The organism is Xanthomonas sp. JAI131 (assembly GCF_013410075.1).
GTDB classification, from domain to species: domain Bacteria; phylum Pseudomonadota; class Gammaproteobacteria; order Xanthomonadales; family Xanthomonadaceae; genus Xanthomonas_A; species Xanthomonas_A bonasiae.
On sequence record NZ_JACCCN010000006.1, the window covers coordinates 224,714 to 245,701 of the forward strand.

The following is a 20,988-nucleotide window of genomic DNA, read 5'->3' on the forward strand; positions in this document are numbered from 1 at the left end:
GGCGCGGCGATTTCATCCACAGGACCGGATCACCAGAGCCACACAAGGAGAACGTGCCATGTTCTGGACCAAGCGGGTCGTGATCGGCGATAGCGAGCGCGGCCTGATGTATCGCAACCGGCGTTTCGAGCGCGTGCTCGCGCCCGGCGTCTACCGTCTGTTCGATCCGTCGCGGCGGATCGACGTGAAGACCTGCAATATCGCCGTGCCGGACTACGCCGGCGCCGATGCCGATGCGTTGATCGCGCGCCTGGGCGCACAGCTGCACGAGGTCTTCGTGTTGGCCGACCTGAGCAGCGACGAAGTCGGCCTGGTGTTCAAGCAGGGCAAGCTCGAAGACGTGCTGGCGCCCGGCACGCGCCGGCTGTACTGGCGCGGGCTGATCTCGGTGGAGGTGATGCGTCTGCCGCTGGGCGAGAGCCTGGCGGTGCCGGCGGATGTCGCCCAGCGCCTGCGCCAGCTCGGCCTGCTGTCGCGTTTCGCGGTGGCGCTGGACGTTCCGGCCGAGTCGGCGGGACTGGTGTTCGTCGATGGGCGCCTGCAGCAGACCCTGGCACCGGGGCACTACGCGTTCTGGAACTTCCGCAAGAACATCGTCGCGGAAGTGATCGAGTTGCGGATCCAGTCGGTGGAGGTGTCCGGGCAGGAGCTGTTGACCCGCGACAAGGTCAGCCTGCGCGTCAACCTGGCCGCGAGCATGCGCGTCGCCGACCCGGTCGCCGCGCGGACGCGGGTGGCCAAGTACGGCGACCAGTTGTACCGCGAGCTGCAGTACGGCTTGCGCCGTGCGGTGTCGGCGAAGACGCTGGACGAACTGCTGGGCGACAAGGCGTCGCTGGATGCGGACATCTTCGGCTACGTGCGCGAGCAGGTGGCCGGCTTCGGCATCGAGGTGCTGGGGGTCGGGGTCAAGGACGTGATCCTGCCCGGCGAGATGAAGGACATCCTCAACGCGGTGGTGCAGGCGGAGAAGTCGGCGCAGGCCAACGTGATCCGCCGGCGCGAGGAGGCCAACGCCACGCGTTCGCTGCTCAACACCGCCAAGCTGATCGAGGACAACCCGGTGCTGATGCGGCTGAAGGAGCTGGAGGCGCTGGAGAAGGTCACCGAGAAGATCGACAAGCTCACCGTGTTCGGCGGCCTGGATGGCGTGCTGAAGCAGCTGGTGACGATGAAGTAGGACCGCCATGCGCGGCGCAAGGAAGCACCGCGCATGGCCTCGAAGGAATGAAGACATGAGGATGCAGAACTACGAATTGCTGCACGCCGAAGGCAGCGCCACGCCGATCAAGGGCTGGGTGCGCGGCGTGCCGCTGGAAGCGCAGGCCCACGAGCAGCTGCGCAACATCGCCGCGATCCCGTTCGTGGGGCCGTGGGTGGCGGTGATGCCCGACGTGCACCTGGGCAAGGGCGCGACCGTGGGCTCGGTGATCCCGACCCGCGGGGCGATCATCCCGGCCGCGGTCGGCGTGGACATCGGCTGCGGCATGGCCGCGGTGCGGACCACGCTGCGCGCGGCCGATCTGCCCGACAGCCTGGCGCAACTGCGCTCCAGCATCGAACGCAGCGTGCCGGTCGGCAACGGCCGCGGCGGGGAACACCGCAAGCTGCCCGACAGCATCGCCACGCGCATCGCGCAGTCGGGGCTGGTCGCGCGCCTGGACACGATCAAGGCCAGGCACCGCCGGATCCGCACCGACAAGCTGGATTGCCAGATCGGCACGCTCGGCGGCGGCAACCACTTCATCGAAGTGTGCCTGGACGAGAGCGATGCGGTATGGGTGATGCTGCACAGCGGCTCGCGCGGTACCGGCAACCTGATCGGCAGCTACTTCATCGAGCAGGCGCGTGAGCAGCTGGCGCACCGCGTGCTCGGCTTCCACCTGCCGGACAAGGACCTGGCGTTCTTCATGGAAGGCGAGCCGTTGTTCGACGACTACGTGGAAGCGGTGTCCTGGGCGCAGGACTACGCGCGCGAGAACCGCGAGGCGATGATGGCGCGAGTGCTGGCGGAGATGCGTCACCGCCTGCCGAAGTTCCAGTTGGAGAAGCTGGCGGTGAACTGCCACCACAACTACGTGCAGAAGGAAACGCACGCCGGCGAGGAACTGCTGGTCACCCGCAAGGGCGCAGTCAGCGCGCGTGCCGGCGAGCTGGGCATCATTCCCGGCAGCATGGGCGCGAAGAGTTTCATCGTGCGCGGGCTGGGCAATGGCGACAGCTTCCACAGCTGCAGCCACGGCGCCGGCCGGGTGATGAGCCGTACCGCCGCGCGCCAGCAGATCACCCTGGCCCAGCATCGCGAGGCCACCGCGCACGTGGAATGCCGCAAGGACGCGGCGGTGATCGACGAATCGCCGGCGGCGTACAAGTCGATCGATGCGGTGATGGCCGCGCAAAGCGACCTGGTGGAAGTGGTGCACACCTTGCGTCAGGTGCTGTGCGTGAAGGGCTGAGGCTGTCGCCCCCGCAAGCGGGGCGGCATGTCGCCGGTAGCAGGCCGTCCGTTCGCGGACGGCCTTTTTTATGCGCCGCTCGCGGGATCCGGCTGGCTGTCTTCGGCGATCAGCGCATGGTGCAGGCCGACGCCGGCGAGCACGCCGTCGGCCGAGGCCAGGGTCGCATTGCCGAACATGCGCGCCGCGTCGCCGGCCGCGTAGACCCGCGGCACACTGGTCTGCTTGCGCTCGTCCACCCGCAGATACGGGCCGGACGGGCCGTCGTCGAACACGCAGCCCAGGCGCTCGGCCAACGGGCTGGCCATCTGCGTCGGCGCGGCCACGAACAGCACCTGGATCTGCACCCGCGCGCCATCGTCCACGCGCATGCCGTCGATCGCCTTGCCATCGCCCTCCAGCGCGAGCGCCCGCCGCGTTTCCACCTGCACACCGCGCTTGGCCAGCCTGGCCATCAACTCCGCGTCGTCCAACGGCATGCCTTGCGCGAACAGCGTCACTCGCCCCCAATCGGCGAGCATCAGCGCCTGCTCCGCCGATGCCGTGGTGCCGTTGCCGAGCACGCCGATACGCGCTTGCCGGCCCAGCTCGTAGCCGTGGCAATACGGGCAGTGCATGACGCTGTGCCCCCAGCGTTCCGCCACGCCGGGCAATTCCGGCAACCGATCGGCCACCCCGGTCGCCAGCACCAGGCCGCGCGCCTGCGCCTGCCGGCCATCGGCCAACGCCAGCTCCCAGCCGCCGGGCAGCGCCTTTGCCGCTTCGACCTGCCCGTCCCACCACGCGACGGTGGGATAGTTCAGCAGTTGCGCCTTTGCCTGCGCGAGCACCGCGCTGCCTGGCATGCCGTCCAGCGCCAGCAGACCATGCGAGTGCGCGGCGTTGCGGTTGCGCGGCAGGCCGGCATCGACCACCAGCACCTTGCGATGCCCGCGCGCGAGCATCAGCGCGGCCGACAGGCCGGCGAAACTGCCACCGACGATCACTGCGTCATGCTGCATCGTTCTGCTCCTGCCTGGATATGCGTTGCACGCGCCGGGCCAACTTGCGCAGCGTCAATGCCTGCAGCTGCGCGGCCAGTGCCGCCTGCGCCTGCCGGTAGCCGTCGTCGAGCGCGTCGTTGACCGCGCGCTCGATCGCGCAATCCGGATGCGGACCGCGCACGCCATGGCCGAGCAGCAGCGGCTCGCCCAGCGCGACATAGACGTCGTACAGGCTGATCGCCTCCGGCGCGCGCGCCAGCTGCCAGCCGCCGCCGTGGCCGCGGGTGGATTCGACCAGTTGCGCGTCGCGCAGCCGCGCCAGCAGGCGCCGCACCACCACCGCATGGCTTTGCAGGCAGGCCGCCATCTGCTCGGAGGTCATCGGCTCGCCATGCTGGGCCAGGTGCACCAGCACGTGCAGCACGTCGGACAGCTGCGTGTTTCTTTTCATGTAACTATAATAGTTACATTATTTGGCGCGTGTCCAGCGTCCCGCTTGCCGGCCGGTCGAGTCGCCGAATCGCTATGTGCCGCGCAGGCGAACCGCTGCGCAACGAACGCTCGGCACCAGTGCGACGAGCAGATGGCCCGGCAACGAGGCGATACGCGGCGCGCATGCCTGGCGTGGGTGCGGATGGCGGCCGCTAGCCGTCCTGCCGGCTGCACGATTGCGCCGGTGCCGCGACCGCGGGCCGCGGCCGCACGAACACCTGTTCGATCACGCTCGCCCCCCATTGGTCGCCTTCGCACTGCTGCAGCAACGCGAAACCGTGCGCCTCGTACAGCCGCCGCGCCGCGTCCAGGCCGGCGAAGGTCCACAGCCGGGTGGCGGCGAAACCCTGCGCGTCGCAGAACTGCAACGCCTGCTGCAGCAACTGCCGGCCGATGCCGCTGCCGCGCAGGCCGTTGTCCACTACGAACCAGCGCAGATGCGCCTCGCCGTTGCCCAGGTCCTGGCCGTCGACGGCGATCGCGCCCACGATGCGCTGCGCCTGCATCGCCAGCCACAGGCCGTTGCCGGGCCGCTCCAGGCGCGCGGCGAATTCGGCGACGCCCGCCGCGACTTTGGCTTCGAAGAACTGCCCGAAGCCGGCATGCCGCGCATAGAAGGTGGCGTGCATTTCTGCGATGCGGCCGATCGCACCGGGCCGGTAGCCGCCGTCGATGCGCACCGCTTCCGGCGCTGGCGGCGCGGCGCCATTGCGCAGGGCCTGCAATGCGGCCGCATAGACCGCCAGCCCGTGGCCGACGTCCGCCTGCGCCTGCGCCGGCAGCGGCGCCAATGCGGCCTCCACCTGCGCGCGCGCGAAAGCGTGGATGCCCTGCACCGTGCGCCGGCCGCGGGCGGAGAGCCGCAATTGCTTGGCGCGGCCGTCTTCGGCGCTGGTGCGCTCGCGCAGTTCGCCCGCCGCGATCAGCTTGCGCAGCATGCGGCTGACGCTGGATTTTTCCAGCTGCAGGCAGTCGGCCAGCTGCGACGCGCCGACCGCGTCGCGCGCGTCGATCTCCAGCAACGCATGCACCGCCGACGGCGGATAGTCGGTCGCGGCGAGGGTGTCCTGCAGGAAGCCGAGTTCGCGCACCAGCTGCCGCGAGGCGGCGCGGATCTGTTCGACGACGACGGGATCCACCGCTGGCATGGCCGGCTCCGGCAACTTCGTTGCCTCATACAACTACTTTTGGCGGCGCCGGTCAATGGTCTTGCCACGACCGGACGGCCGCTGCGGCATGCCGCGTCGTTGGCGATCTGGCCGGCCGCCGACTGCGCATGCACCCACTCAGCTCAGGCAGCGGTTAGCCGCTACGCCGCGAACGGCGTAGGTCCCATGGCCTCCGCCAGGGGATCGAGAAACGAGGCGATGCGCGCCGAGAACGCGGTGTTGCGGTAGTACACGGCATGGATCGGTTGCCGCACCTCCAGCGTCGTCTTCATGGCAAGGCGGATGGCGGAATCGGAAGCCGATTATTGACCAGAACGCAAAAGTGATTGGTCTGGCGGCGGGTTTTTCCGGGCCAGGGACAGGTCACACTGTGAACCTGCTTTCCCCTACGGGATGCCGTCATGTTCCCGCTTCCGTCTTTTGGCCCTGCATGCCTGTGAGCGCCCCTCGGCGCCACCGCAGCGTTCGGCCAGCCCGGTGCGATGCGCGCCGACGCTACCGCAACTGCACCGCTCGCATACTGAAATCCAACGCTCTTTCCCATCTTCCTCGCAAGGAGTCACTGCATGCGCATTCCCGCTTTCGGCCTGGGTACGTTCCGGCTCAAGGACCAGGTCGTCGTCGACTCGGTTCGCAACGCACTCGAACTCGGCTACCGCGCCGTCGACACCGCGCAGATCTACGGCAACGAAGCCGAGGTCGGCCAGGCCATCGCCGCCTCCGGCGTGCCGCGCGCGGACCTGTTCGTCACCACCAAGGTGTGGACCGACAACCTGTCCGCCGACAAGCTGCTGCCGAGCCTGCGCCAGAGCCTGGACAAGCTGCGCAGCGAGTACGTGGACCTGACCCTGGTGCACTGGCCCTCGCCGCGCGACGCGGTGCCGATGGCCGAGTCTCTGCACGCCCTGGCCGACGCCAAGCGGCAGGGCCTCACCCGGCAGATCGGCCTGTCCAACTTCACCATCGCGCTGACCGAGCAGGCGATCGCGATCCTCGGCGCCGACGCGATCGCCACCCAGCAGATCGAAGTGCATCCCTATCTGCAGAACCGCAAGCTGATCGGCTACCTGCAGCAACAGGGCATCCACGTCACCTCGTACATGACCCTGGCCTACGGCAAGGTGCTGCAGGATCCGGTGATCGCCGCGATCGCCGCACGCCATGCCGCCACGCCGGCGCAGGTGGCGTTGGCCTGGGCGCTGCAGCAGGGCTATGCGGTGATCCCGTCCTCGACCAAGCGCGAGAACCTGGCCAGCAATCTGCTCGCGCAGTCGCTGCGCCTGGAGGACGCGGACATGGCGCAGATCGCCACGCTGGATCGCGGCGAACGGCTGGCGAACCCCGCCGGTATTGCGCCGGACTGGGACTGAAGCCGCGGCGCTGCCTGCCCTGGATCGGTGATCGTGCCGTCGCCTCCACGGCGATCGGCATGTGCCGCATGACAAGGCGTGTGACGCGTGCTTGGCGCCCCGTCGCATGACGCATCCTCGCCGGGCACGACGACGGCGCGTCATGCGCCCTCGCAACCGGCGCGCTATCCAGCACTGCGTTGCAAACGCTTACAGCGCATCTGTCCGCTCATCTCGCTTAGCGGTTCAGCGATTCGCGCGCGATATCGTGCTGCCCGCGCAAATCGCGGCACCGATCCGCTAGGATCGGAGCGACAGGGGGGTAGCTTCGAGAGGAGTCCTACCCATGCAGACCGCTTCCGCTCCCGCTCGTCCTGCCCATGCTCGTCGCGCCGTCGATCTGGATGCCGAAATGGCCTACTGGCGGCATGCGCATGCCAATGGCCGCCTCGGCCACCATGGTTTCTCCGACTATGCCTCGCTGCTGAAGATGGGCTACGACGTCTATCTGGCCTACCCGCGCGCCACCGAAGCGCAGCTGTACCGTGTGCTGCAAGAGTCCTATCACCACCTGTCGCCGTCGCTGTCGGTGCCGTGGGACGAGGCGCGCTGGCTGGTCCGCCACGCCTGGCACCATCTGGAGCAATCCGGGCGCAGCCACTGACGGCAGCGGCGAGCGCGCCGGACTGGGATCGCGTTGCAGACTGCAGCGCGACCGCTTCGTCGCGTGCATCCGCCGCGGCGCCGCCGCGCCAGCGCTTCACCGCGACGGCGTGGCGTCGGAGGTGCGTTCCTTGGCCTCGATGCGGCCCTGGAACTCCTTCGAGCCCTGTCCGGGCGATGTCGCCGCATCGCCTTGGGTGCTCTTGAGTTGCTGCTTGCGCCGTTCGACCACGTTCTTGGCCAGCGCCACGCGGCGCCCGACCACCATCTCGGTGAGCCAGTCGACCAGGTAGCGGGTGTATTCGAGCTGATGTTCCTTGCGGGTCAGCGCGTGGTCGGCGCCCTTGATCACCCGCGAGGTCAGCGAACGCGCATTGGAGAACGCGGCGGCATAGTTCTTCAGCACCTGTCCCGGCACGATCACGTCCTGCTCGGCCTCGACCAGCAAGACGTCGCCGCGGAAGCGCTGGCACGCGGCCAGCGCGATGTTGTCCTCCGGCGCGATGGCGCGGTGCCGATACGGCATCAAATCCGGATCGCGGTTCAACGCCACCTTCGGGCCGTCCCAATGCGCGTCCTTGTACAGCGCCGGCGAACGCAGCGCCAGCCACTCCACCGGCCGCTCCAGGGTCAGCAGCGAGGCGAGATAGCCGCCATAGCTCAAACCCACCACCGCGATCGACTCCGGATCCACCTGCGGCGAATCCACCAGCCGGTCGTAGGCCGCCTTGATGTCGTCCAGGTTCTGCGCGCGCGTCACCGTCTCGCGCATCGACGCCAGGCCTTCGTGGCCGCGCAGGTCGAAGGTCAGGCATACGCAGCCCAGGCCGACCGCTTCGCGCGCGCGCACCAGGTTGTGGTGCTGGTTGCCGCCCCAACCATGCACGAACAGCACGCCGGGCATGCCATTGGTCGGCGTCAGCAAGGTGCCGCTCAAGGCGTCGCCGTCCACCGCGATATCGATGCTGGAGAGCTTGGTTTCCATCGTCAGTCCGCAGCGCTCACATAACGGTATTTGGTCAGGCGCCCCACGCGCGGATCCTCGCCCATGTAGTAGACCTCGGCGTCCGCGGGCAGCGCCGGCATGCCGTAGCGTTCGACCGTGGCCGCGATCACCGCTTGCAACGCCGGATCGCGCTGGAAGGCATCGACTGCGGCCAGTTCCGCCGGCGTGGCGCCGCCGACGCGCCAGGATTGCTCGAGCACGCCGCACAGGCGCGTGCCATCCTCGGCGATGCCGTCGATCACGTCGTAGTTGCGGCGCGATGCATAGAAACCGGGATAGGCCTGGGCGATGCAGCGATCGTAGTGGCGCGCCTTCAGCACCGCCTCGCGCTGCTGCGGCGGCAACGTGCGTTCGAGCAGCGCGTCCAGGGTGCCGCGGATCACGAACAGTTGCGAGCCGCCGTAGGTCTCGCGGCCGGCAGCGTCGTCGGTGACCGATTGCGTGCCGTAATAGGCGATGGTCATGCCGGCGCAGTCCACTTCGCCGACGCTGAAGGTCGTCGAGCGGTCCAGTTGCCGCTCCAGCACCACGCCCTGCTGCGCCAGGTCCGTCGCCGCCACCGCGGCCAATGCCGTCTCCAGCACGTGCGCGTCGTGCAGCAACAGTTGGCCCTGCCCGCCGATGCCGCTGGGCAGCTTCAACCGCACCTGGCCGCCGCCGCACAGGCGCGCATACGCCACGCGCGCATCGTCCGCAGCGAACGCGGTGTAGCCGGGCACCGTCGCCTCGGCCAGCGCGCCGCCGAGCGCATGGGCCCACCCCTGCGGCGCGGCCGCGCCGGGATCGACCAGCGGATGGCTGATCGCCTTGGTGGCCACGAACGCATGCGGGACCACGCCACCGAGCAGGTCGGTCGCCGCTCGCACGCCCAGCTGCTGCGCCTGCGCGACGGTCAGGGTGTCGTCCGGCACGTAGAAACCGCTCTGCGCCGCGCGGGCATCCTGCAACGGCAGGCGCATCAGCCGCGCCACTTCGGCGGCGATCCAGGCGTGCGTGGCGACCTCGTGCCCGCCGGGCGGATGCAGGCGCACGCTGCAGCGACGGACATGGTCGTGTGCGGCAGATGGCGCCATGCGCGGCTCTCCACGCGAGGAGGACAGGAGGTCAAGCACGGGCGTACCAGTACAGCAGCAGACCCAGCGCCAGCAGCGCCACCGCGGCGAGCAACCAGCGCGGCACGGCGGCACGCAATTGCCGCCACCAGGCGCCGGCTTCCGAGATGCCCGGGGCATCGGCAGGAACGTCGTTCGCCGGCGGTGCCTGCTGCGTGGCCGTCGCCTGCGATGCGGAATGGCGGTGGGAGCTGACCATGTTCCCAAGGCTGTCGGCAACGGCGTTGCGCCATGGTGAACGCTGCGTGCCGAGCGCGTTAGCAGGTCGCTGGATGTCGAGGATGCAACTGCCGACGTCGCCTGCTGCTAGCGCGCTACCGACGCGTCACCAGCGACGCTATCCACGCCGCACGAATGCGTCGAGGTGGCGCTCAGGCGGACGACAATGGCGCAGCGACCTGCGCATCGATCCGGTGCTTGCCGGCCAGCGCCTGCATGCCCTGCAGCGTGGCCTGCACCGCGCTGGCGTAGCCGCTGCGCCACAGCTCGGCGCGCGACTGGCGCGAGGACGCTTCGGCCAACGCCAACGCGAAGGCCTGCACGCGCGGATCGGCCAGCGTGGCTCGGTCCAGGAACGAATGCTCCAGTGCGATCACGTCCACTGGCGCCAGCCAGGCATCGGCGACCAGCTCGGCCACGCCGACCCGGTGCGACAGCTGATGCATCGCGCTCAGGGTCTCGTGCAACATCTCCAGATACGCCCACTGCCACAACGCCGCCTTGCGTTGCGGATCGGCCTGGTCCAGCGCGGACAAGGCAGCGTCGACATGGTCGATGCGTAAATCGTTCATTCGCCGGCGCTCCACGTCGCGCAATCCTGTTGCCACATTCTGCGCGCAAATAGTGAGGAGATTGTGAGCCGTGGCGTCTCCGGCAATGGGACGGCGCGTTCCGCCGCGCGACCCAGGCGGGCATGCCAGCGGCTGCGAACAGCCGTATCGGACGTCAGCCCGCTTCTCCGCCGTGCTCGCATGCCTGCACATGCAGCGCTGCAACCACCGCAACACGCGCAAGTGGGAAGCAGCGCAAGGCCGGCACAGGCGCGACTGTTCTATACTGGCGCGGCACGCAACGCATCGCCGCGTGCTCTTCCGCTCCCCACGCCACGACATGACGCCACCCTGACACCCGCGCTGCGCTTTCCACGCTGTCCCCTTGCGGGACGCCCGGTGTGTTCTGGCTTTCCATTTCGTGTAGCGCCGCCCCGCGACGGGCGCGGCGCCAGGAGCGTTTTCTCGTGAATCTCAATCCCCCGCTGCGCCAGCAATGGTTCGGCAACATCCGTGGCGACGTGCTCGCCGGCCTGGTCGTGGCGCTGGCGCTGATCCCCGAAGCCATCGCCTTCTCCATCATCGCCGGGGTCGATCCCAAGGTCGGGCTGTATGCCTCGTTCTGCATCTGCGTGGTGATCGCCTTCGTCGGCGGCCGGCCAGGCATGATCTCCGCCGCCACCGGCGCGATGGCGCTGCTGATGGTCGGCCTGGTCAAGGACCACGGGCTGCAGTACCTGCTGGCGGCGACGCTGCTGACCGGCGTGCTGCAGATCGGCGCCGGCCTGCTCAAGCTCGGCGCGCTGATGCGCTTCGTGTCGCGCTCGGTGATTACCGGTTTCGTCAATGCCTTGGCGATCCTGATCTTCATGGCGCAGCTGCCGGAACTGATCGGCGTGCCCGCACCGGTCTACCCGCTGGTGGCGCTGGGCCTGCTGGTGATCTACGGCCTGCCGTGGCTGTCGCGACGCATCTTTGCCGGACTCGGCCTGTGGCTGCTGTTGCTGGGCGCCGCGTTGACCGCCGGCAGCCTCGATGCGCGTGCGCTGTATGCCGTGGCGGCGATCGGTGCCGCGGCGCTGCTGCTCGGCCATCGCTGGACGCGCACGCTCGCGCTGCCGCCGCCGCTCGTGGCGATCGTGTTGCTGACCGGCATGGCGCTGTACTTCGGCATCGCCGTGCCCACCGTCGGCGACAAGGGCCAGTTGCCCGACAGCCTGCCGACGTTCCTGCTGCCGGATGTGCCATGGACGCTGGAGACGCTGAAGATCGTGTTCCCGGTGTCGGCGACGATGGCGGTCGTCGGCCTGCTCGAATCGATGATGACCGCGCAGATCGTCGACGACATGACCGACACCCCCAGCGGCAAGAACCGCGAATGCATCGGCCAGGGCGCGGCCAACGTCGCCAGCGGACTGATCGGCGGCATGGCCGGCTGCGCGATGATCGGGCAGTCGGTGATCAACGTGAAATCCGGCGGCCGCGGCCGCCTGTCGGCGCTGGTCGCCGGCAGCGTGCTGCTGATGCTGGTGGTGTTCGCCGGCGCGTGGGTGCGGCAGATCCCGATGGCGGCGCTGGTGGCGGTGATGATCATGGTCTCGATCGGCACCTTCAGCTGGCGCTCGCTGGCGCAGCTGCGCACGCATCCGAAGAGCTCCAGCCTGGTCATGCTCGCCACCGTGGTGGTGACCGTGGCCACCCACGACCTGGCGCGCGGCGTGCTGACCGGCGTGCTGCTGTCGGCGCTGTTCTTCGCGCGCAAGGTCGGGCGCATGCTGGACATCGCCAGGACCGAAGACGCCGATGGCGGCCACACCTACCGCATCGGCGGCCAGCTGTTCTTCGCCTCGGCCGGCAGCTTCGCCGCCGCGTTCGACTATGCGCACGCACCGGCGCGGGTCACCCTCGACCTGACGCAGGCGCACCTGTGGGACATCAGCGCCATCGGCGCGCTGGACAAGGTGGTGCTGAAATTCCGCCGCCATGGTGCGCAGGTGCAGGTGGTGGGACTGAACGCCGCCAGCGCCGCCATGGTCGGGGACCTGGGCACGCACCATCGTGCCGACGCGGGCCCTGCACCGTTGCATTGAGGCAAGCAGCGGCAGTCCTGGCGATATCGCCTGGGCTGCCGTGTCGCAAGCCGGCGGATGGCGTTGGGATTGCCGTGTCGAACGCTGCATGCGGACGTGCACCGCGACGATGTCGCCGCATCGCGCCATGACGCCGCGACCACGCGGCCTGGCTAGCATGATCCGCAACGGCGGCCGCCCGCTGCCCGCCACACCATGCCGCGAGGACGCGCCGATGCACCTGGAACACTGGCTGCTGCCGCCGCACGACTGGGTGCCCAACCATCCGTTCCTGCCGGTCCTGCTGTACCGCCAAGCCGGACGCGAGGGCGATGCCGCCGGCTTCGAACGCCGCTTCGCCGCCCACGGCTGGCCGCCGCAATGGCGCGATGGCATCTACGATTACCACCACTACCATTCCACTGCCCACGAAGTGCTTGGCGTGGCCAGCGGCAGCGCGCGGCTGGTCATCGGCGGCCCAGGCGGCCCCGAAACCACGCTGGCGGCCGGCGACGCCCTGCTGCTGCCGGCCGGCACCGGCCATCGCTGCATCGCCTCCAGCGGCGACTTCGTGGTGGTCGGCGCCTATCCCGCCGGGCAGGACTGGGACATCTGCCGGCAGGTGCCCAGCGCCGAAACGATCCGGCGCATCGCCCAGCTGCCGTTCCCGCCCAGCGATCCCGTCGCCGGCCCGCAAGGCCCCCTTCTCCAGCACTGGGCGATGCCTGAGGGTCCGAGCTAGATACGCGCGGGCTTGCCGGCGCCGCGGTCAGGCATGACTTCCCGCACCCTGACTTCCCGCAGACGACACGGCACGGCTCAGCACCGATGCTGCCGTCATCGTCAAAGGAACCGCCGCCATGCGCCTGCTGCTTTCCGTGTGTACGCTCTCCCTGCTGGGTGCCGCCGCCAGCGCCAGCGCCGGCCCGCAGTTCTCCTCGCAGCAATGCGGCTTTTCCACGCCTTACGACGTCATCGTCGACCGGACCGGCGTCGCCCTGACGCGCAGCGCCGGCACGCCGAAGACCGTGTTCCTGCATGACGGCCGCCTGCAGGTGGACGGCGTCGCGCAGCCGCTCAGCAGCGCCGACGCCCAGCGCTTGCGGCAGATGGAACAGGGCGCCCAGGCGCTGATGCCAGAAGTGGCCGGCATCGCCCGCGAAGTGGTCGGCATCACCTTCGACGCCTTCGGCGGCGTGGTCGAAGCGATCACCGGCAGCAGCAGCAAGGCGCGCAAGCTCGAGCGGCATCGCGACGCCGCCCTCGCCCACCTTGACCGCACCCTCGGCAAAGGCCAATGGCAGAAGGAACCGTTCGACAAGGCGTTCGAAGCCGACGTCAGCGCCGCCGCCGAGGAAATGGCCGGCGCGCTGACCCGCGGGGTGATGTTCGCGGTGTTCACCGGGCGCGCCGACGCCATCGAGAAACGCACCGACGCGATGGAGAAGGACCTGGAGCGGCGCATGGACGCGCGTGGCAAGGCGCTGGAAGCCAGGGCCGACGCGCTCTGCGTGCAGGTCGCCGCGCTGGATGCGCTGGAGCAGCAGTTGGACTATCGGCTGCCCGGCGGCAAGCGTCTGGAACTGCTAGAACATAGCGACAAGCCCGCCAAGCCGGCCGCCCCCGACGCAGCGGCTGTGGCTGCAACCGCAACGACGCACAGCCAGGCGCACTGAGGGCAGGCAACGACTGGCGGCGGACGCCACCGCAGGCAACTGCAGGGGCGCTGCACCAATGCGGCGGCCATGCTCGCTGGCACTGACTGAAGCGCCTCATGCCACCGCGCGCTCGTCAGGGCGATCCGGCGACGCTGGCCTGCCATACCGCGCCGGCCGGATCGAACTCCGCGGTGGTCAACGCCGGCGCCAGCCAGCCGAAGCCGCAGATCACCAGCTGCCCTTCGCGCAACGGGTCCATGCCGAATGCCTGCTCGATATCCACCTCGTTGATCGCCGAGGTCACGAACGCGCCCCACTGCGCCTGCGTCGCGCGCAGGCACAGCAACACGATAGGTCGACCGGCGAAGGACGCCCTGCTCCCGACATGGTCCAGGACGCCGGCCGGCGCGCTCGGCCTGCACCGATGGCCGGTTGCGCGGCAAGCCTGGCAAGGTGCCTTCGGATCGGCTGCCAACGCGCCCACGCCTCGGCCACATCCTTCGGCATACTGATCGTATGCCAGTGCACATGACCCGAGCGCTGGAAACGCCGTGTCATCGACCCACCATCGCGCGCGGCACAGCGTCGGGTCGGCCAGGTTCTCCCGCATACCGTCAGCGATCAGAAACCAATCCAGATGGAATTACGCCGAAGGCTTCACTGCATCATCGAAATCGGGGACGTGCTCTTCCCCAATATCAGCGCGCTGCTCAATGGCTCGGTCGTCCTCGATACCACCATCGCCACCGCCCTGCTGTGTCCCCTCAGCGGAAAACGCATTCCGCTTTCGCCCGAGGCGCTGGCCATCGTCGCCTCGCTACCGGGAAATGCCTGGACCGACGCCGGCGAGGTCATGCGAAAGCACAACTGCGATGCGTCCTTCATCGACAGGATGATCGAGGACGAGATCATTCTTTGCGACGCTCCAGACACCAGAAGCGCCGCCATCCTGGCCGGCCAGGCGACGCTCGAAACCGTGGGATGGCATCCGCTGGCCAGCGTCTATCACCGCATGAGCGCGTGGTCAGGCGTGGTCGGCGACGAGGGCAGCCGGGAACACGGAAATGCGGCCGAGCGCGCGCGCCTGGACAAGCACATTGCCACGTATGGCCCGCTTCCCGCGCATTTCCCGAAGCGCCAGGATGGGATCGGTTCGATAGCGCTTCCGGCCGAAACACTGCAAGGCGACGTTGCCGATGTCCTGCGTGCCAGGCGCACCACCCGGCATTTCGATCGGACGCGCCCTCTCGCCCTGACCGAACTGTCGCGCATGCTGTTCGGCACGTTCGGCGCGATCGGGGCCGAGGAAATCGCACCCGGTCATGTCGCCGTACGCCGCACCAGTCCTTCCGGCGGATCGCTGCACCCGATCGAAGCGTATCCCTTGATAATCGATGTGGAAGGGCTGACGCCAGGGTTCTATCACTATGAATCCGACACCCACAAGCTCGTCAAGATAATCGACCTGACCGAGGCCGAGGCCAGAACGCTGGCCGCCGACCTGACCATCGGGCAAACCTACTTCGCCGATTCCAGCGCGCTCGTCTTCCATGTCGCGCGGCTGGATCGGCACCATTGGAAATACCGGCGCCACCCCAAGGCCTACAAGGCGGTTCTGCTGGACTCCGGCCACCTGAGCCAGACGTTCTACCTGCTTGCGACGGAACGCGATCTCGGTGCGTTCTACACGGCCGCCATCAACGATATCGATGCCGGCCGACTGCTGTCGCTGGACCCGCTCACGACCATGGTGATCGGCGCCAATGGCGTCGGCAACATTGATGCCACGAAAAACACGCTACACTTGAATCCCAAGCCGTTGATCGCGACGCATCAATCACTTGGGCAATAAAACCATCCACGAGCGCAAACTAAATGACCACACTAGATAATGCACGGTCCCTGCTGCAACGCCTCGCCAGCGACGATGCCTTTCGCGCTGCCATGGAACAGAATCCTGTCGCGGCATTCGCCGAATATGGATTCAACCTCGACCCGAGCATTTTGCCCGAGAGTGTGAATCTCCCGAGCAAGGAAGAGATCGAAGCGAATCTGGAACTTCTGGCGAAGCAGTTCGAAGCGAGCCTTGGCTGGGTGGTTTTTTGTCGTTGAGGAGTTGCTGCGGCGACGACAGCGATTCGATCACGGGCGGCCTTTCGGCCGCCCATTCGGCGTAGACGCGACCGCGCCAGGCCAACGTTTTCATAGAGGCGAGCTGCTCGCCCACATCCCGGCCCAGTGCCACCTCGGCGGATAACCGCTCGACCTTAGTCAAGGTCAACGCCCAGGGCTGATCGAAGGGTTTCAGGATTTCCAGCGCCGCGTCGGGCTTTCCCGACTGCATGGCGATCCGGGCCTCGACGATGGCCGAAGAATTCTTGAGCAGAGGATAGGGGGCGATGTCGGCAATCGGCTTGGCCACTTTCAATGCACGCTGGGCAGTGGCGATATCGCCGCTGCAGGCCGCGACATAGCCCGCATAGAGCGCCGCATTCGCCACCGCTTCCTGCGCCCGGCCGGCGCTGTTGTGCAGGCCGTTTTCCGCCAGAGTCACCAGCTTCTGCGCTTCCTGCAGAACCGTCTTGCTGTCGGACGTATGGCGCATGATCGCCAGTACGGAGGTCCGCGCGCCCCATTCGAACGGCGTATGCGGATCGGCGACCGCAGCCCTGAGCGCATCGGCCTGCTGCGCGGCCTTTTCCCACTCGCCTTGATCCGCCATCACATTGAGGTTCGCGGCGGCCCGCTCGTTTTTAGCGAACGGCGGCTCTCCCGGAACCGGACGCAACATCGCGTCGGCTTCCTTGAACTTCGATTCGGCCGCCTTGATCAGCGAAAATTCGACGGAATTCTTGCGGAACCCCAACGCTTCGGCCTGGAGATAGTCGCGCTCGGCTTCGGCCACATCGCCCAGGGCCGAGCGTGCGATCGCCCTGAAGCTCAATGCGACCGGACGGGTGACTGCCTGCGTTGCCGCGGCGCGGTTGCTGTATTCGAACATCTCCTTGAAGCGGGCACCGTCGCGCATGCTCGTGGCCACATTGAATGCGGCAACGTGATAATCGGGATACAGGGACGACAGGGCGACCCATTTGCCGGGATAATCCTTTTCCCATCGGAACAGCGCCATTTGCGCCATGGCATAGAGGCGCTCGCGGTCGGTCAGCCTGCCCGTGTCCTCGATCGCCATGCCCATCTGTTGCTGCGCGCTGAGCACGTCGGTCTTGTTGTAGGCCACGCGCGCCAGGCCGATCTTGGCCATGGCGAAGTTCGGGTCGATATTCAGCGCCTGCCTGAACTGCATTTCCGCCGCTTGCAGATTCTGCTCGGCGTAGGACTTCTGACCCAGCGAGAACGCACGCAGCGCATCGAGCTTGTCGGTCGTCACCCGTTCCAGCGGGGCCGAACTCTTCTTGATGGACGCCACGCTCTCGCCGAACGCCTTGCGCAACGAGTCGCCGGCCTCTCCCAACGCCGCGACCGCCGACCCCGGGCCACGCGCCGTCGCGGACTCGGTGACGACCGTGGCCTCCGTCGCCGGGTCGACCACTTCGATGCTGATCCGCACCTTCCCGTCCGCGTCGGAAACCGTGGGCAGCAGCAAGGCACGCGCGCCGGTGCGCTGGGCGATTTCCGCGCCGAGTTTGCGATCCACGGCAACGCCGGCGTCGCGCTGCATCATTTTCAGCGCCTCGCGCACGCGCGCATCGGCCAGCACATTGACGTAGCGCGACTGCTCCAGGCTGATGCGCAGCCCGGTCTCGATCGTGTCGTCGTAGAGCGTGTCACCGGTCAGATTGCGCAGATCCCCCACCACCACCCAGTCGCGCTCGGCGAAGGCGATCGCGGGCTGCGGACGGGTGACGAACCAGACGCCGACCGCGACCGCAGCGATCAGGCCGACCTCCGCCAGCAGCGCCGCCGGCCGCCGCCACAGCGGGATGTCCCGCCACGCCTTCGGTGTCGGCTTCGGCGCGCGCAGCGGGGTGTTGCCGATCTCGCCGACTTCGTAGATCTCCTGCGCCGTCGGCACGCCCTTGAAGCGCCAGCGGCCGTGCGATTTCCACAGCAGGCGCTCGCCGCGCTCGCCCAGTTCGCGCGCGGCGCGGTGGGTCAGCGACTCGGCCACCGCCGACAGCAGGATCTGCCCGGGGCGGGCCAGGGTCATCAGCCGCGCCGCGGTCGGCTTGGCCAGGCCCTCCACTTCCAGCGGCTTGGCGCCGACCTGCACCGCGGCATCGCTGTTGCGCCAGGTCAGCACCTCGCCGACGTGCAGGCCGGCGCGCACCTTCAGTTCCAGTTTGCGCTGCTTGCCCAGCGCGTGCAGGCCGCGGCTGTAGTCCAGGGCGAAACCGAGGCCGTCGATCGGCCGTTCGAACAGCAGCAGCAGGCCGTCGGAACGGTCGATCAGGCGCCCGCGCCAGCGCTGCTGCAGTTCCAGCACCAGGTGATCGTGCAGCTTGAACAGCTCGGCGGCGTTGGCGTCGCCCAGCCGCTCCACCAGCGCCATCGAATCGCACAGGTCGGTCAGCAGCAACGTCCGCAGCTGCGGGGCGTCGGGCTGCGGCTGGTGGGCGTGGTTCATGGGCAGCTCGAGGGTGCTTGGTGGGCTCAGCGCGAGCCGGAGGCGAGGTCGTGCCAATACAACCGGTTGCCGCCGAGGCGCTTGGCCTCGTACAGCGCGGCGTCGGCGTTGGCGTACCAGTCGTTCCAGTCGGATTGCGGATCGACCCGGCTGATGCCGATGCTGACCGGGCAGATGTGCGGCAGCGGATGCGGCACGCCGAGCAGGTTCTGCACGGTGGCGATCACGAACTCGCCGATGCGGCGCAGATCGTCCGCGTTGCCGGTGGACACCAGCAGGCAGAATTCGTCGCCGCCGAGGCGGCAGGCGATGTCGTCCTGGCCGGCGACGGAGCGCAGGATGTTGGCGACGTTCTGCAGCACGCGGTCGCCGACCAGATGGCCGTGCTCGTCGTTGATGCGCTTGAAGCGGTCGCAATCGATCAGCAGCAGGCCGGGACCGGGCGAGCGGCCGTCGCGGCGGCATTCCTGCAGGCGCAGGATCAGGCCGCGGCGGTTGTGCAGGCCGGTCAGTTCGTCGGTGCGCACCAGCTCCTCGGTCTGGCTGAGCTGATGGGTGGTGGCGTAGAGGTTATCCAGCGCCGCTTCCAGGTCGTGGTTGCGGCGGCGCAGCTGGCGGATCAGGGTCTGTTCGTTCATCACCACGCGCATGATGGTGCGGCGCAGGAAGTAGGCGACCAGGCCGGGGTCGCGCTCCACCAGGCGCTGGAAGTCGTCGTGGTCCAGCTCCACCAGCACGCCGTCGCTGGCGGCGATGGCGTCGGCGCTGCGCATGTGGCTGCCGATCAACAGGCCGAGTTCGCCGAAGAATTCGCCATGCCCGAGATGCTTGACGACCAGGTCCTCGCCGAAATCCAGGTCGATCACGCCGCTGCTGATCACGAACATGGCGCTGCCGCCGTCGCCGCGCCGGAACAGCACGTCGCCGGCACGCACCGTGCGCGAACGGCCGAACTCGGAGAACAGGCGCAGTTCCGCGGCGGTCAGCACCGCCAGCTCATTGGGCTTGGGGGCAACCACGGCAACCGTCGGAATTGTCTCGCGTGCATTGGACGCGGCGCTGTCGCAGCTCATCCAGCCCCCTACTGCTCTTGGCGTCGCCCGCCATCTTGCGCAAAGCATAGCACCTGAACGAATCGGCGCTGATGCGATCACAGCCAATCTCGCATGCGCGGAGACCGCGAAATGATCCGAAATCGGGCGTTGGCGGCCCGCCGGTACGGCGTTTCCGCACCCAGTCCTGTCGTAACTCGTAGACACCGTACTGCTGTCGGCACATGCGCCATCGCGTACGCAAAAAAAGCCCGGGCGAACCCGGGCTCTCCCCTCCCATGGGGATCGGCAAGCAATGGACGCCTGGCTGCAGGTCAGGCGGCCTTTTCGCCGTGGAACTGCTCTTCTTCCGTCGAGCCCTTCAGTGCGGTGGTGGAAGACTGGCCCTGCTGGATCGCCTGGGTCACCGCGTCGAAGTAGCCGGTGCCGACCTCGCGCTGGTGCTTGACCGCGGTGAAGCCGCGATCGGCGGCGGCGAACTCGGCTTCCTGCAACTCGACGAAGGCGCTCATCTGCCGGCGCGCATAGCCGTGCGCCAGGTTGAACATCGAGTAGTTCAGCGCATGGAAGCCGGCCAGTGTGATGAACTGGAACTTGTAGCCGTAGCGGGCGATCTCCTTCTGGAACGTGGCGATGGTCGCGTCGTCCAGGTTCTTCTTCCAGTTGAAGCTCGGCGAGCAGTTGTAGGCCAGCAGCTTGCCCGGGAACTTGGCGTGGATCGCCTCGGCGAAGCGGCGCGCGAACTCCAGGTCCGGCTTGCCGGTCTCGCACCAGATCAGGTCGGCGTAGGGGGCGTAGGCCAGGCCACGGCTGATCGCCTGGTCCAGGCCCTTGTTGGTCTTGAAGAAGCCTTCGACGGTGCGCTCGCCGGTGGTGAACGGGCGATCGTTGGCGTCGATGTCGCTGGTCACCAGGTCGGCGGCTTCGGCGTCGGTACGCGCGACCAGCAGCGTCGGCACGCCCAGCACGTCGGCGGCCAGGCGCGCGGCATTGAGCTTCTCGATCGCCTCGCGGGTCGGCACCAGCACCTTGCCGCCCATGTGCCCGCACTTCTTCACCGAGGCCAGCTGGTCCTCGAAGTGCACGCCGGCCGCGCCGGCCTCGATCATCGCCTTCATCAGCTCGAAGGCGTTGAGCACGCCGCCGAAACCGGCCTCGGCATCGGCCACGATCGGCTGCAGGAAGTCGATCTCGTCCTTGCCCTCGGCATGGTGCAGCTGGTCGGCGCGCAACAGCGTGTTGTTGATGCGCTTGACCACCGCCGGCACCGAATCGGCCGGGTACAGCGACTGGTCCGGGTACATCTGCCCGGCCAGGTTGGCGTCGGCGGCGACCTGCCAGCCGGACAGGTAGATCGCGTTGAGCCCGGCCTTGACCTGCTGCATCGCCTGGTTGCCGGTCAGCGCGCCCAGCGCGTTGACGAAGTCCTTTTCGTGCAGGTACTTCCACAACTTCTCGGCGCCGAGCCGGGCCAGCGAATGTTCCACGTGCACGGTGCCGCGCAGGCGCACCACATCGGCGGCGGTGTAGTTGCGGGCAATCCCGGCCCAGCGCGGATCGGTGTCCCAGGCATGCTGGATCTGTTCGGCGGTCTGCAACGTGGTGCTCATCTTGCGTTCTCCTC

19 protein-coding genes and 1 pseudogene are annotated in these 20,988 nt (G+C 68.1%); 8 read left to right on the forward strand and 12 right to left on the reverse strand.

Annotation, left to right across the window (positions count from 1 at the left end; all coding sequences use genetic code 11):
- The first annotated feature begins 58 nt into the window (after nucleotides 1-58).
- A complete protein-coding gene (locus tag HDC36_RS22450) occupies nucleotides 59-1,180 on the forward strand; it encodes a slipin family protein (RefSeq protein ID WP_179571072.1) in 1,122 nt (373 codons plus the stop codon).
- Nucleotides 1,181-1,235: 55 nt separating this feature from the next.
- Nucleotides 1,236-2,456: an RtcB family protein gene (locus tag HDC36_RS22455; protein ID WP_179571073.1), complete on the forward strand. Its 1,221-nt coding sequence runs from the start codon at nucleotides 1,236-1,238 to the stop codon at nucleotides 2,454-2,456.
- Nucleotides 2,457-2,524: 68 nt separating this feature from the next.
- Here HDC36_RS22455 and HDC36_RS22460 read toward each other — a convergent pair whose 3' ends face one another.
- The 4 genes and pseudogenes from HDC36_RS22460 to HDC36_RS22475 form a co-directional block, all read right to left on the reverse strand.
- The gene (locus tag HDC36_RS22460) at nucleotides 2,525-3,457 is read right to left on the reverse strand and encodes an NAD(P)/FAD-dependent oxidoreductase (RefSeq protein ID WP_179571074.1); all 933 of its coding nucleotides are present in this window, start codon (nucleotides 3,455-3,457) and stop codon (nucleotides 2,525-2,527) included.
- Nucleotides 3,447-3,890, reverse strand: coding sequence for an Rrf2 family transcriptional regulator (locus HDC36_RS22465; RefSeq protein WP_179571075.1), 444 nt, complete (start codon nucleotides 3,888-3,890; stop codon nucleotides 3,447-3,449). The genes HDC36_RS22460 and HDC36_RS22465 overlap by 11 nt, the downstream gene beginning before the upstream one ends.
- Before the next feature lie 193 nt (nucleotides 3,891-4,083).
- Nucleotides 4,084-5,079, reverse strand: a complete 996-nt coding sequence (locus HDC36_RS22470) for a helix-turn-helix domain-containing GNAT family N-acetyltransferase (RefSeq protein WP_179571076.1) — start codon at nucleotides 5,077-5,079, stop codon at nucleotides 4,084-4,086.
- A 161-nt stretch (nucleotides 5,080-5,240) separates the two neighbouring features.
- A pseudogene (locus tag HDC36_RS22475) lies at nucleotides 5,241-5,363 on the reverse strand (LysR family transcriptional regulator); the annotation flags it as partial.
- A 303-nt stretch (nucleotides 5,364-5,666) separates the two neighbouring features.
- Between HDC36_RS22475 and dkgB the strand changes: the two are divergent.
- The gene (gene dkgB, locus HDC36_RS22480) at nucleotides 5,667-6,470 is read left to right on the forward strand and encodes a 2,5-didehydrogluconate reductase DkgB (RefSeq protein WP_179571077.1); all 804 of its coding nucleotides are present in this window, start codon (nucleotides 5,667-5,669) and stop codon (nucleotides 6,468-6,470) included.
- Between the two features lie 325 nt (nucleotides 6,471-6,795).
- Nucleotides 6,796-7,113, forward strand: coding sequence for a hypothetical protein (locus tag HDC36_RS22485; protein ID WP_179571078.1), 318 nt, complete (start codon nucleotides 6,796-6,798; stop codon nucleotides 7,111-7,113).
- Between the two features lie 96 nt (nucleotides 7,114-7,209).
- On the opposite strand, the gene HDC36_RS22490 is transcribed toward HDC36_RS22485, so the two are convergent.
- From HDC36_RS22490 to HDC36_RS22505, 4 genes are all read right to left on the reverse strand, one after another.
- Entirely contained in the window at nucleotides 7,210-8,097 is an 888-nt protein-coding gene (locus tag HDC36_RS22490) for an alpha/beta fold hydrolase (RefSeq protein WP_179571079.1), read from the reverse strand.
- Between the two features lie 2 nt (nucleotides 8,098-8,099).
- Nucleotides 8,100-9,191: a DUF3182 family protein gene (locus tag HDC36_RS22495; RefSeq protein ID WP_179571080.1), complete on the reverse strand. Its 1,092-nt coding sequence runs from the start codon at nucleotides 9,189-9,191 to the stop codon at nucleotides 8,100-8,102.
- 31 nt (nucleotides 9,192-9,222) lie between these two features.
- Nucleotides 9,223-9,429: a hypothetical protein gene (locus HDC36_RS22500; protein WP_179571081.1), complete on the reverse strand. Its 207-nt coding sequence runs from the start codon at nucleotides 9,427-9,429 to the stop codon at nucleotides 9,223-9,225.
- A gap of 172 nt (nucleotides 9,430-9,601) precedes the next feature.
- Entirely contained in the window at nucleotides 9,602-10,021 is a 420-nt protein-coding gene (locus HDC36_RS22505; RefSeq protein ID WP_179571082.1) for a hypothetical protein, read from the reverse strand.
- Between the two features lie 446 nt (nucleotides 10,022-10,467).
- Between HDC36_RS22505 and HDC36_RS22510 the strand changes: the two genes are divergently transcribed.
- From HDC36_RS22510 to HDC36_RS22520, 3 genes are all read left to right on the forward strand, one after another.
- Nucleotides 10,468-12,090, forward strand: coding sequence for a SulP family inorganic anion transporter (locus tag HDC36_RS22510; RefSeq protein WP_179571083.1), 1,623 nt, complete (start codon nucleotides 10,468-10,470; stop codon nucleotides 12,088-12,090).
- A gap of 127 nt (nucleotides 12,091-12,217) precedes the next feature.
- Nucleotides 12,218-12,811, forward strand: a complete 594-nt coding sequence (locus HDC36_RS22515; protein WP_255432873.1) for a cupin domain-containing protein — start codon at nucleotides 12,218-12,220, stop codon at nucleotides 12,809-12,811.
- A 118-nt stretch (nucleotides 12,812-12,929) separates the two neighbouring features.
- Nucleotides 12,930-13,745: a DUF2884 family protein gene (locus HDC36_RS22520; RefSeq protein ID WP_179571084.1), complete on the forward strand. Its 816-nt coding sequence runs from the start codon at nucleotides 12,930-12,932 to the stop codon at nucleotides 13,743-13,745.
- 115 nt (nucleotides 13,746-13,860) lie between these two features.
- Here HDC36_RS22520 and HDC36_RS22525 read toward each other — a convergent pair whose 3' ends face one another.
- Nucleotides 13,861-14,076, reverse strand: a complete 216-nt coding sequence (locus tag HDC36_RS22525) for a hypothetical protein (protein ID WP_255432874.1) — start codon at nucleotides 14,074-14,076, stop codon at nucleotides 13,861-13,863.
- Nucleotides 14,077-14,364: 288 nt separating this feature from the next.
- On the opposite strand from HDC36_RS22525, the gene HDC36_RS22530 reads away from it, so the two are divergent.
- Nucleotides 14,365-15,579: a putative peptide maturation dehydrogenase gene (locus HDC36_RS22530; RefSeq protein ID WP_179571085.1), complete on the forward strand. Its 1,215-nt coding sequence runs from the start codon at nucleotides 14,365-14,367 to the stop codon at nucleotides 15,577-15,579.
- Nucleotides 15,580-15,711: 132 nt separating this feature from the next.
- Here HDC36_RS22530 and HDC36_RS22535 read toward each other — a convergent pair whose 3' ends face one another.
- The 3 genes from HDC36_RS22535 to aceA form a co-directional block, all read right to left on the reverse strand.
- On the reverse strand, nucleotides 15,712-18,312 hold the full coding sequence (locus HDC36_RS22535; RefSeq protein WP_179571086.1) for a putative peptide modification system cyclase: 2,601 nt from the start codon (nucleotides 18,310-18,312) through the stop codon (nucleotides 15,712-15,714).
- Between the two features lie 26 nt (nucleotides 18,313-18,338).
- Complete coding sequence (locus HDC36_RS22540) at nucleotides 18,339-19,385, reverse strand: GGDEF domain-containing protein (protein ID WP_179571087.1); 1,047 nt, start codon at nucleotides 19,383-19,385, stop codon at nucleotides 18,339-18,341.
- Between the two features lie 293 nt (nucleotides 19,386-19,678).
- Complete coding sequence (aceA, locus tag HDC36_RS22545; RefSeq protein ID WP_179571088.1) at nucleotides 19,679-20,974, reverse strand: isocitrate lyase; 1,296 nt, start codon at nucleotides 20,972-20,974, stop codon at nucleotides 19,679-19,681.
- Between the last annotated feature and the right edge of the window lie 14 nt (nucleotides 20,975-20,988).

Coding starts and splice junctions, on each gene's coding strand:
- HDC36_RS22450 (WP_179571072.1), top strand. CDS start 59: ATGTTCTGGACCAAGCGGGTCGTGATCGGCGATAGCGAGCGCGGCCTG.
- HDC36_RS22455 (WP_179571073.1), top strand. CDS start 1,236: ATGAGGATGCAGAACTACGAATTGCTGCACGCCGAAGGCAGCGCCACG.
- HDC36_RS22460 (WP_179571074.1), bottom strand. CDS start 3,457: ATGCAGCATGACGCAGTGATCGTCGGTGGCAGTTTCGCCGGCCTGTCG.
- HDC36_RS22465 (WP_179571075.1), bottom strand. CDS start 3,890: ATGAAAAGAAACACGCAGCTGTCCGACGTGCTGCACGTGCTGGTGCAC.
- HDC36_RS22470 (WP_179571076.1), bottom strand. CDS start 5,079: ATGCCAGCGGTGGATCCCGTCGTCGTCGAACAGATCCGCGCCGCCTCG.
- dkgB (WP_179571077.1), top strand. CDS start 5,667: ATGCGCATTCCCGCTTTCGGCCTGGGTACGTTCCGGCTCAAGGACCAG.
- HDC36_RS22485 (WP_179571078.1), top strand. CDS start 6,796: ATGCAGACCGCTTCCGCTCCCGCTCGTCCTGCCCATGCTCGTCGCGCC.
- HDC36_RS22490 (WP_179571079.1), bottom strand. CDS start 8,097: ATGGAAACCAAGCTCTCCAGCATCGATATCGCGGTGGACGGCGACGCC.
- HDC36_RS22495 (WP_179571080.1), bottom strand. CDS start 9,191: ATGGCGCCATCTGCCGCACACGACCATGTCCGTCGCTGCAGCGTGCGC.
- HDC36_RS22500 (WP_179571081.1), bottom strand. CDS start 9,429: ATGGTCAGCTCCCACCGCCATTCCGCATCGCAGGCGACGGCCACGCAG.
- HDC36_RS22505 (WP_179571082.1), bottom strand. CDS start 10,021: ATGAACGATTTACGCATCGACCATGTCGACGCTGCCTTGTCCGCGCTG.
- HDC36_RS22515 (WP_255432873.1), top strand. CDS start 12,218: ATGACGCCGCGACCACGCGGCCTGGCTAGCATGATCCGCAACGGCGGC.
- HDC36_RS22520 (WP_179571084.1), top strand. CDS start 12,930: ATGCGCCTGCTGCTTTCCGTGTGTACGCTCTCCCTGCTGGGTGCCGCC.
- HDC36_RS22530 (WP_179571085.1), top strand. CDS start 14,365: ATGGAATTACGCCGAAGGCTTCACTGCATCATCGAAATCGGGGACGTG.
- HDC36_RS22535 (WP_179571086.1), bottom strand. CDS start 18,312: ATGAACCACGCCCACCAGCCGCAGCCCGACGCCCCGCAGCTGCGGACG.
- HDC36_RS22540 (WP_179571087.1), bottom strand. CDS start 19,385: ATGAGCTGCGACAGCGCCGCGTCCAATGCACGCGAGACAATTCCGACG.
- aceA (WP_179571088.1), bottom strand. CDS start 20,974: ATGAGCACCACGTTGCAGACCGCCGAACAGATCCAGCATGCCTGGGAC.